Annotated in this window: 11 protein-coding genes; 10 read left to right on the top strand and 1 reads right to left on the bottom strand. The window is 67.1% G+C overall.

What is annotated here, in order from left to right:
- The 9 genes from WAO18_RS10570 to groL all read left to right on the top strand — a co-directional run.
- The coding region (locus tag WAO18_RS10570; RefSeq protein WP_422206192.1) for a glutamate decarboxylase at nucleotides 1-884 on the top strand (884 nt) is incomplete at its 5' end.
- Between the two features lie 47 nt (nucleotides 885-931).
- Nucleotides 932-2,092 carry an alanine racemase gene (gene alr / locus WAO18_RS10565; RefSeq protein WP_422206191.1) on the top strand — a complete coding sequence of 387 codons (1,161 nt, stop codon included), beginning with the start codon at nucleotides 932-934 and terminating at the stop codon, nucleotides 2,090-2,092.
- Complete coding sequence (locus tag WAO18_RS10560) at nucleotides 2,089-3,216, top strand: alpha/beta fold hydrolase (protein WP_422206189.1); 1,128 nt, start codon at nucleotides 2,089-2,091, stop codon at nucleotides 3,214-3,216. The genes alr and WAO18_RS10560 overlap by 4 nt, the downstream gene beginning before the upstream one ends.
- Complete coding sequence (tsaE, locus tag WAO18_RS10555) at nucleotides 3,209-3,676, top strand: tRNA (adenosine(37)-N6)-threonylcarbamoyltransferase complex ATPase subunit type 1 TsaE (protein WP_422206186.1); 468 nt, start codon at nucleotides 3,209-3,211, stop codon at nucleotides 3,674-3,676. The genes WAO18_RS10560 and tsaE overlap by 8 nt, the downstream gene beginning before the upstream one ends.
- The gene (tsaB, locus tag WAO18_RS10550) at nucleotides 3,673-4,305 is read left to right on the top strand and encodes a tRNA (adenosine(37)-N6)-threonylcarbamoyltransferase complex dimerization subunit type 1 TsaB (RefSeq protein ID WP_422206184.1); all 633 of its coding nucleotides are present in this window, start codon (nucleotides 3,673-3,675) and stop codon (nucleotides 4,303-4,305) included. Before tsaE ends, tsaB begins: the two co-directional genes overlap by 4 nt.
- Entirely contained in the window at nucleotides 4,302-4,772 is a 471-nt protein-coding gene (rimI, locus tag WAO18_RS10545) for a ribosomal protein S18-alanine N-acetyltransferase (protein WP_422206182.1), read from the top strand. Before tsaB ends, rimI begins: the two co-directional genes overlap by 4 nt.
- Entirely contained in the window at nucleotides 4,769-5,794 is a 1,026-nt protein-coding gene (tsaD, locus tag WAO18_RS10540) for a tRNA (adenosine(37)-N6)-threonylcarbamoyltransferase complex transferase subunit TsaD (protein WP_422206180.1), read from the top strand. Before rimI ends, tsaD begins: the two co-directional genes overlap by 4 nt.
- A gap of 188 nt (nucleotides 5,795-5,982) precedes the next feature.
- Nucleotides 5,983-6,285, top strand: coding sequence for a co-chaperone GroES (gene groES, locus WAO18_RS10535; RefSeq protein ID WP_331517729.1), 303 nt, complete (start codon nucleotides 5,983-5,985; stop codon nucleotides 6,283-6,285).
- Nucleotides 6,286-6,376: 91 nt separating this feature from the next.
- Nucleotides 6,377-7,999 carry a chaperonin GroEL gene (groL, locus tag WAO18_RS10530; protein WP_422206178.1) on the top strand — a complete coding sequence of 541 codons (1,623 nt, stop codon included), beginning with the start codon at nucleotides 6,377-6,379 and terminating at the stop codon, nucleotides 7,997-7,999.
- Between the two features lie 55 nt (nucleotides 8,000-8,054).
- Here the strand turns inward: groL and WAO18_RS10525 are convergent, their stop codons facing one another.
- Complete coding sequence (locus WAO18_RS10525; RefSeq protein ID WP_422206177.1) at nucleotides 8,055-9,419, bottom strand: cytochrome P450; 1,365 nt, start codon at nucleotides 9,417-9,419, stop codon at nucleotides 8,055-8,057.
- 49 nt (nucleotides 9,420-9,468) lie between these two features.
- Here WAO18_RS10525 and WAO18_RS10520 point away from each other — a divergent pair.
- Nucleotides 9,469-9,837, top strand: a 369-nt coding sequence (locus tag WAO18_RS10520; protein WP_422206175.1) for a TetR/AcrR family transcriptional regulator, incomplete at its 3' end; no start/stop codon positions are given.

Here is a 9,837-nt window from a genome sequence, read left to right as displayed (position 1 = left end):
GGGAGAAGTTCTGTCGCTACTTCGACGTCGAACCCCGCTACCTACCGATGGAGGAGGGGCGCTACGTCATTACGCCCGAGCAGGTCATCGACGCCGTCGATGAGAACACCATCGGGGTGGTGGCGATCCTGGGCACCACCTACACCGGTGAACTAGAGCCCATCGCCGAGATCTGCGCGGCGCTGGACAAACTGGCCTCCGACGGGGGCGTGGATGTCCCGGTGCACGTCGACGCGGCCAGCGGGGGCTTTGTGGTGCCGTTCTTGCATCCCGAACTGAAATGGGACTTCAAGCTGCCACGCGTGGTGTCGATCAACGTCAGCGGGCACAAATACGGCCTGACCTACCCCGGCATCGGCTTCGTGGTGTGGCGCAGCAAGGAGTACCTGCCCGAGGACCTGGTCTTCCACGTCAACTACCTCGGCGGTGACATGCCGACCTTCACGCTGAACTTCTCCCGTGCGGGCAACCAGGTAATCGGCCAGTACTACAACTTCCTGCGACTGGGCCGCGAAGGCTATACCCAAGTCATGCAGGCGTTGTCGTCGACCGCCCGCTGGCTGGGTGCGCAGCTTCATGAAGCCGACCACTGTGAGGTGATTTCGGACGGGTCGGCGATTCCGGTCGTCGCCTTCCGGCTGGCCCGCGGCCTGGGTTACACCGAGTTCGATGTCTCGCATGAGTTGCGGGGCTTCGGCTGGCAGGTGCCCGCCTACACGATGCCCGACAACGCCACCGACATCTCCGTGCTGCGAATTGTGGTGCGCGAGGGACTGTCCGCCGACCTGGCCCGGGCGCTGCACGACGACGCTCGCACCGCGCTGGCCTCCTTGGACAAGCTCAAGCCCAGCGGTCACTACAAAGCCGAGCATTTCGCCCACTGACCTGCCGGAATACGGCCCGCCGAGTCCGCTCTGGGACAATGGCTGCCGTGGCCGTAACGCCGACATCGCTGAAACCGGGCGTCCTCGCTGAGGCCGTCGTGGATCTGGGTGCCATCGAGCACAACGTCCGAGTGTTGCGCGAGCATGCCGGCAGCGCGCAGGTGATGGCTGTCGTCAAGGCCGATGGCTACGGACACGGTGCCGCGCAGGTCGCCCGGGCCGCCTTGGCCGCAGGTGCGGCCGAGCTCGGCGTCGCCACCGTGGACGAGGCGCTGGCGCTGCGCGCCGAAGGCCTCACCGCTCCCGTGCTGGCATGGCTGCATCCGCCCGGCATCGACTTCGGCCCCGCATTGCTGGCCGACGTGCAGATCGCGGTGTCGTCGGCGCGGCAGCTCGACGAGCTGCTGGGCGCGGCCCATCGCACCGGGGTCACCGCCGCGGTGACCCTCAAGGTGGATACCGGCCTGAACCGCAACGGGGTGCCACTGGACCACTACCCGTCGATGCTGACCGCGTTGCGCCAAGCCGTCGCCGAAGGCGCCATCAAGCTGCGGGGATTGATGTCACACATGGTCTACGCCGACCAGCCCAACAATCCAATCAATGACCTTCAGGCGCAACGGTTTACCGACATCGTCGCCCTGGCCAGTGATCAGAAGGTGCCATTCGAGCTGGCGCATCTGTCGAACTCATCGGCCACCATGTCGCGTCCGGAGCTGGCCTACGACATGGTTCGGCCCGGTATCGCGGTGTACGGGTTGAGCCCGGTGCCCACCCTGGGCGACATGGGCTTAATGCCGGCGATGACGGTGAAATGTGCTGTTGCGCTGGTCAAGTCAATTCGCGCTGGCGAAGGCGTGTCGTACGGGCATACCTGGATCGCCCAGCAAGACACCACCGTGGCGCTGATGCCGATCGGCTACGCCGACGGCGTCTTTCGGTCGCTGGGCGGGCGACTGGAAGTGCTGATCAACGGTCGCCGGCGGGCCGGCGTCGGACGCATCTGCATGGACCAGTTCTTGGTCGACCTCGGGCCGGGACACGTCGACGTCGCCGAGGGCGACGAGGCGATCCTATTCGGGCCGGGTACCCAGGGTGAGCCGACTGCCCAGGAGTGGGCGGATCTGCTGGACACCATCCACTATGAAGTGGTGACCAGCCCGCGCGGACGGATCACCAGAACCTATCGCGAGGCTGAAAATCGTTGAGCGACGAGGATCTTGACGGCTTTCATGCGGGTAGTCGGCGGCGAGGGCAATGGCTGGCCGGTGCTGCCGGAATCGGCGCGGTAGGCACCATCGCCGGAGCAAGTGTGGCCCGTTCGATGCTCAACCGACGTGCGGTCATCGACGACCCTTTCGCCGACGAGGATTTCGAGACGCTCGACGGCGACCGCAGTTATCTGGTGACCACTCCCGATGGGGTGCACCTCGCGGTGCGCGAGGTCGGGCCCGCCGACGCGCCGTTGACCGTCGTGTTCGCCCATGGCTTCTGTCTTCGCATGGGCGCCTTCCACTTTCAGCGCATGCGGTTGTCTGAGGAGTGGGGTTCGCAGGTGCGGATGATCTTCTACGACCAGCGCGGCCACGGCAGTTCTGACCAAGCGCCGCCGGAGACCTACACGCTGACCCAGCTGGGCAAGGACCTGGAGAGCGTGCTGCAGGTGATCGCCCCTCGCGGCCCGGTTGTGCTGGTCGGCCACTCGATGGGCGGGATGACGGTACTGTCGCACGCCCGGCAGTTCCCCGAGCACTACGGCAGCCGAATCACCGGGGCGGCGTTGATCTCGTCTGCGGCTGAGGGGGTCGCCAAGTCGCCGCTGGGCGAGATTCTGAACAACCCTGCGCTGGAAGCTGTTCTGCGCGCCGCCCGGACGGCGCCCAAGCTGGTGCATCGCGGCCGCACCGCCGCGCGCTCGCTGATCGGGCCGATACTTCGAGCAGCGTCGTATTCCGATATGCGAGTCAGCCCGAGCATCGTGGCGTTCTCCGAGAAGATGATGCTGGCCACCCCGGTATCGACGATGGTGGAGTTTCTGCACGCCCTGCAGGTGCATGACGAGACGGCGGCACTGTCGACGCTGGCGAAGATCCCGACACTGATCGTGTGCGGCGATCATGACTTGGTGACCCCCGCCGAGTACTCGAGGAAAATGGCCGAGGCACTGCCGGAATCGGAGTTGGTCGTCGTCGGCCGGGCGGGGCATCTGGTATTGCTGGACAAGCCGTCGTCGGTCAGCGACGGGTTGGTGCGGTTGGTCAAGCACGCGAGCCCGGGCAAATTCACGATGCTGAGCCAGCGGTTGCGGGATCGGGTGCTGCGTCGTGACTGACCGGAGGTCCGGCATCGCAACGCTGCCGCGCGTCGAAGACACCGTCGCGCTGGGTGCGCAGCTGGGCGGCCAGTTGCGTGCCGGTGATGTCGTCGTGTTGTCCGGTCCGCTCGGTGCCGGGAAAACTGTGCTGGCCAAAGGAATTGCGACGGCGATGGACGTAGACGGGCCGGTGACCTCGCCGACGTTCGTGCTGGCGCGGGTGCATCCGGCGCGCCGGGCCGGCGCCCCGGCCATGGTCCACGTCGACGTCTACCGGTTGCTCGATCACACCGGCGCCGACCTGCTCGACGAGCTCGAGAGCTTGGACCTCGACACCGAGCTCGACGATGCCGTCGTCGTGGTGGAGTGGGGCGAAGGCCTGGCCGAGCGGTTGTCCGACCGGCATCTGGACGTGCGCCTGGAGCGAATCAGCAACTCCGACATACGAACTGCGACGTGGCAATGGAATTGCGCATGAGCCGTCTCGTGCTGGCCATCGACACCTCGACACCCGCGGTGACCGCGGGCGTGGTCGCCGACGGCGAGCTGGTGGCCGAGCGGGTCAGCATCGACGCCCGCGCGCACGCCGAGCGGATTACGCCGAATGTGTTGGCCGCCATCGTCGATGCGGGTCATCGTTTGACCGACCTTGACGCCGTCGTCGTCGGCTGCGGTCCCGGCCCTTTCACCGGATTGCGGGTCGGCATGGCGACCGCGGCGGCCTACGGTCACGCACTCGGACTTCCGGTTTACGGGGTCTGCAGCCTCGATGCGATCGGCGGGCAGACCACCGGCGAGGTGCTGGTGGTCACCGACGCGCGTCGACGAGAGGTCTATTGGGCCCGCTATCGCGACGGTGTCCGCTTCGACGGTCCGGCGGTCGACGCACCGGCCGACGTCGATCCGGGTCCCGCGCGATCGGTGGCCGGCTCGCCGGATCACGCGGCGTTGTTCGGCCTGCCGTGTGTTGAACCGCTGTACCCCAATTCGGTTGGCCTGGTGGCCGCGGTGGCTGACTGGTCGCAGCCTGCGGCCGCGCTGGTGCCGCTGTATCTGCGGCGGCCGGATGCCAAGACGCTGGCTGAGCGGCAGGTAGCCGGCCCGTGAACGTGACGATCGATGTGCTGAGAGAGTCCGACGCCGAGCGCTGCGCCGAGTTGGAGGCTCTGCTGTTTCCGGGCGACGACCCTTGGCCGACAGCCGCATTTGTTCGTGAGCTCGCCGCTGGCCACAACCACTACGTGGCCGCAAGGATTGCAGTCGATTGCGGCGAGACGCTGATCGGCTACGGCGGCATTTCACGGTTGGGCCGCACGCCGCCTTTCGAATACGAAATCCACACCATCGGCGTCGACCCGGCGTACCAGGGCCGCGGTGTCGGCCGGCGCATGCTGGACGAACTGCTGACCATCGCCGCGGGCGGTGTCGTGCACCTGGAGGTCCGCACCGACAATGTCACCGCCATTGCGCTGTATCGCAGCGTCGGATTCACCGAAGTTGGCCTGCGCCGGCGGTATTACCGGATCAGTGGCGCTGATGCCTACACCATGCGGCGGGAGGCGCTTGCGCAATGACAACGATTCTGGCGATCGAAACATCTTGCGACGAAACCGGTGTCGGCATCGCGCGGCTCGACGGCGACGGGTCCGTGACGCTGTTGGCCGACGAAGTGGCTTCCAGCGTCGAGGAACACGTCCGCTACGGCGGCGTCGTGCCCGAGGTTGCCTCGCGGGCACACCTGGAGGCGCTCGAGCCGGCCATGCGCCGCGCACTGGCCGCCGCGGGCCTAAGCAAACCGGACATCGTGGCGGCCACCATCGGCCCGGGGCTGGCGGGTGCGCTGCTGGTGGGAGTCGCTGCGGCCAAAGCCTATTCGGCCGCCTGGGATGTGCCGTTCTACGCGGTGAACCATTTGGGCGGCCACTTGGCTGCCGATGTCTACGAGCATGGCCCGCTGCCGGAGAGTGTGGCGCTGCTGGTGTCCGGCGGTCACACGCATCTGTTGCATGTCCGCTCGCTCGGTGAGCCGATCGTCGAGCTCGGCAGCACCGTCGATGATGCGGCGGGGGAGGCCTACGACAAGGTGGCCCGGCTGCTGGGGCTGGGCTACCCGGGTGGCAAGGTGCTCGACGATCTGGCGCGTACCGGCGACCGGGACGCAATCGTGTTCCCTCGCGGTATGACCGGGCCGCGCGACGACCCGCACGGGTTCAGCTTCTCCGGACTCAAGACGGCGGTCGCGCGCTATGTGGAAAGCCACCCGGACGCGCCGACCGTTGACGTCGCCGCCGGTTTCCAGGAGTCGGTGGCCGACGTGCTGACGATGAAAGCGGTCCGCGCCGCCACCGATCTGGGCGTGTCGACCCTGCTCATCGCGGGCGGGGTGGCGGCCAACTCGAGGCTGCGCGAGCTGGCCGCGCAGCGCTGCGAGGCGGCCCGGTTGACGCTGCGCATCCCCGGTCTGCGACTGTGCACCGACAACGGAGCGATGATCGCGTCCTTCGCCGCACACCTGGTAGCCGCGGGTGCGGCCCCGTCACCGCTGGACGTGGCCAGCGACCCGGGCCTGCCGGTGGTAAAGGGCCAAGTCAGCTGAGAGCGAAGAAGCACCGGCCCGACCTTGAGTGCTAGCACTCGCATGTATAGAGTGCTAGGTGGCAATCGGACAACCCCCTGCGCCGGCACCCGCGACGACGACGCGTGGGCACGGACGAGAGCCGAAGCACCTGGTAAATCGGGGCAACCGCCCCGGACCTGCTACCAACTAAGTGGAGGGCTCCAATCGTGGCGAGCGTGAACATCAAGCCACTCGAGGACAAGATCCTCGTACAGGCCAACGAGGCCGAGACCACGACCGCATCCGGTCTGGTCATTCCCGACACCGCTAAGGAAAAGCCCCAGGAGGGCAAAGTCGTCGCCGTCGGCCCCGGCCGGTGGGATGAGGACGGCTCGAAGCGGATTCCGCTGGACGTGTCGAAGGGTGACACCGTCATCTACAGCAAGTACGGCGGCACCGAGATCAAGTACAACGGCGAGGAGTACCTGATCCTGTCGGCACGCGACGTGCTGGCCATCGTCTCCAAATAGCTAGAAGCGTGTTCCGCCCCGGCGATCCCCACGTCAACACGTGGGTGATCACCGGGGCGGACCGCTTATTCAGACGGGACAAGAAAGACTTATGAGCAAGCAGATTGAGTTCAACGAGACCGCGCGCCGGGCGATGGAAGCCGGCGTAGACAAGCTCGCCAACGCGGTTCGGGTGACGCTGGGCCCGCGTGGCCGGCATGTGGTGCTGGCCAAGGCCTTTGGCGGTCCTACCGTCACCAACGACGGCGTCACCGTCGCACGCGAGATCGACCTGGAAGACCCGTTTGAGAACTTGGGCGCTCAGCTGGTCAAGTCGGTGGCCACCAAGACCAACGACATCGCTGGCGACGGCACCACCACCGCGACCGTGCTGGCGCAGGCCATCATCAAGCACGGACTGCGCAACGTCGCGGCCGGCGCCAACCCGATCGAGCTGGGGTCGGGAATCAGCAAGGCCGCCGACGCGGTATCCGAGGCGCTGCTGGCGTCAGCCACCCCGGTGTCCGGCAAGACCGGTATCGCGCAGGTGGCCACCGTGTCATCGCGTGACGAGCAGATCGGTGAGCTGGTAGGCGAGGCGATGACCAAGGTCGGCCACGACGGCGTGGTCAGCGTCGAGGAATCGTCGACGCTGAACACCGAGCTCGACTTCACCGAGGGTGTCGGTTTCGACAAGGGTTTCCTGTCGGCTTACTTCGTCACCGATTTCGATGCGCAGCAGGCCGTGCTCGAGGACGCCCTGATCCTGCTGCACCGCGACAAGATCAGCTCGCTGCCCGACTTCTTGCCGTTGCTGGAGAAGGTCGCCGAGGCCGGTAAGCCGCTGCTGGTGATCGCCGAGGATGTCGAGGGCGAGCCGCTGTCGACGCTGGTGGTCAACGCCATCCGCAAGACGCTGAAAGCCGTCGCGGTCAAGGCGCCGTTCTTCGGCGACCGCCGCAAGGCGTTCCTGGAGGACCTGGCCATCGTCACCGGCGGCCAGGTAGTCAACCCCGACGTCGGCCTCGCGCTGCGCGAGATCGGCCTCGATGTGCTCGGTTCGGCCCGACGCGTGGTAGTTAGCAAGGACGACACGGTCATCGTCGAGGGCGGCGGCAGCGCCGAGGCCATCGACGGCCGGGCCAAGCAGCTGCGTGCCGAGATTGAGTCCACCGACTCCGACTGGGATCGCGAAAAGCTGGAGGAGCGGCTGGCCAAGTTGTCCGGCGGCGTTGCGGTGATCAAGGTCGGTGCCGCCACTGAGACCGCGCTCAAAAAGCGCAAGGAAGCCGTGGAGGATGCGGTTGCCGCCGCTAAGGCCGCCGTCGAAGAGGGCATCGTCCCCGGCGGTGGATCAGCGCTGGTGCATGCCCGTAAGGCGCTCAAGAAGCTGCAGTCGTCACTGTCCGGCGACGAGGCCAGCGGTGTCGAGGTGTTCTCCAACGCCCTCAGCGCGCCGCTGTACTGGATCGCGACCAACGCCGGGCTCGACGGCGCGGTCGCGGTCAGCAAGGTCGGCGACCTGCCGGTCGGCCACGGGCTGAACGCGGCCACGCTGAAGTACGGCGACCTGGCCGCCGACGGCGTCATCGACCCGGTCAAGGTCACCCGGTCGGCGTTGCTCAACGCCGCGTCGGTGGCACGCATGCTGCTGACCACCGAGACGGCAATTGTCGAGAAGCCCGCCGAGCAGGCCGATGACCACGGACATGGTCACGGTCATCATCACCACTAGTCGCTAGACGCGAAACACCGCGCGTGTTTTTGCGAAGGCTGAAGGGTGGATCCGGCTAAACGACTGGTTTGTGTAGGTGCGTGGTGCCGGGCTCGTCAAGGTGCGCGAAGGGTGGCCGCCGTTTGAGCGTGACGGTCGCGCCGCGGGCGGGGGCGATCGTGACCGTGTGTCGTGCGACGCGTTCGGCGCGCCGGTTCGTCGGGAGCAGCCGCGCGTGGCGGAGCATTGTGCGCAACACGATCCGCATTTCGACGAGCGAGAACGCGGCGCCGATGCAGCGTCTTGCTCCGCCGCCGAACGGGATCCACGTGTAGGTCCCGGCGCGGCTGTCTAGGAAGCGCTGCGGGCGGAACGTGAGCGGGTCGGGATATAGGTCGGCGCGGCGGTGCACCAGGGTGATGTGCGGAATGATGAGGGTGCCGGCGGGGATCGTGAGATCACCCAACGCGAAGTCCTCGGCGGCGAGCCGCCCAGTGATCGGGAAGACCGAGCGCAGACGCATCGCCTCCTTGATAACGGCGTCGATGTAGTCGTCGTGGCCGGCGAGGGCCGCCGCCTCGAGGCGCGCGAGCTCGTCGGGGTGGCGGGTGACGCGCTCGAGGATCCACGCGAGCGTGGAGGCCGTGGTCTCGTGTCCGCCTAGTAGCAGTGTGCGCATCGCGTCACAGAGCTCGGTGTCGGGCATCGGTTTGCTGTTCGCGTCGTGGGCGCGCAGGAACATCCCGAGGACGTCGTCCTGGTCGAGGTCACCGCGGTGGCGCCGCTCGGCGGCCTCTTCGAGCACGATCGCGTCGACCGCGGCCATCGCGGCGCGGATGCGCGGGAAGGGACCGTCCCAGCCCTTGTTGCGGGCGGTGACGATCATCGTCTGCACGAAGAACCGCCGCGAGTTGCCCACGCGGATCAGCGCCAGTGTTGCCGCGCGCAGGCGCTCGACGCGGTCGGGGTCGGTGACGCCGAAGACCACGGCGATGATCACCTCCAGCGAGATCGCCTGCATATGGGAGTCGGCACGGGTCGGCCGTCCGTACGGCCAGCGAGCAAGCGCGTCTTCGGTCTTGCGCTCAATGACGTTCTCGTACTCGGCAATCGCTCGGGCGCGGAACGGCGGCAGCTGCATCTTGCGACTGCGCGTGTGCTCGTCACCGTCGACGTTCGTCAGCCCGGTCGGGCCGAGGACGAGCGGATGCGGCGAATTCTTTGCAAGCGCGGCGCCGAGGCGCAGCACGCCGGTGTCGGCGCTGAACACGCGCTTGATGTCGTCGGGGTGGGTGAGGCACAGCCACGGCCGCGATGCGGGCATCGCCACGAGAAAGCGGTCGCCGAGCGACGCGCAGCGCCGGGCGAAGCGCTCGGGCGCCAGCCAGTACTCGGCTGCGTTGAGCAGCGCCGGAGTTCGCAGCCGCGGCAGGTCACCCATCTGTTGTGTTATTAAGTGCGTCATTTGATAACATAACAACATGCAGTCAATGGCGCTGTCAATCGCGCAGCTCGACCAAGGCCCGGCGCCGGGCGAGGACGCGACCGTCGACCGCGTCGCGGCGGCGGCGTTCGAGGTGTTCGCCGAGTACGGGATCCGCCGCGCGACGATCGACGATGTCGCGCGGCGAGCCGGCGTCTCGAAGATGACCGTGTTCAGGCGCTTTCAGAGCAAGCAAGGGCTCGTCGGGGTCGTGATCGCACGCGAGATCCGCCGCGGCATGGCCGAGCTCGACCGTGTCTGGGAGCGTGAGCAGACCCTCGAGCAGCGGGTCGTGCTCGGCTTTTCGTTCGCCGTGAACTTCGTCCGCGGACACGCGCTGTTCGACCGCCTGCTGCGCAGCGAACCTGAGTTGCTG

It is taken from the genome of Mycobacterium sp. (genome assembly GCF_049278535.1).
Lineage (GTDB): Bacteria > Actinomycetota > Actinomycetes > Mycobacteriales > Mycobacteriaceae > Mycobacterium.
Note: the sequence above shows the minus strand (reverse complement) of the source record. Positions and strands in the feature narration are given on the sequence as shown.

What these genes read in the sequence shown, in the direction of transcription:
- tsaB (WP_422206184.1), top strand. Translation starts at nt 3,673, where the DNA reads ATGAGCCGTCTCGTGCTGGCCATCGACACCTCGACACCCGCGGTGACC.
- tsaD (WP_422206180.1), top strand. Translation starts at nt 4,769, where the DNA reads ATGACAACGATTCTGGCGATCGAAACATCTTGCGACGAAACCGGTGTC.
- groL (WP_422206178.1), top strand. Translation starts at nt 6,377, where the DNA reads ATGAGCAAGCAGATTGAGTTCAACGAGACCGCGCGCCGGGCGATGGAA.
- WAO18_RS10525 (WP_422206177.1), bottom strand. Translation starts at nt 9,419, where the DNA reads ATGGGTGACCTGCCGCGGCTGCGAACTCCGGCGCTGCTCAACGCAGCC.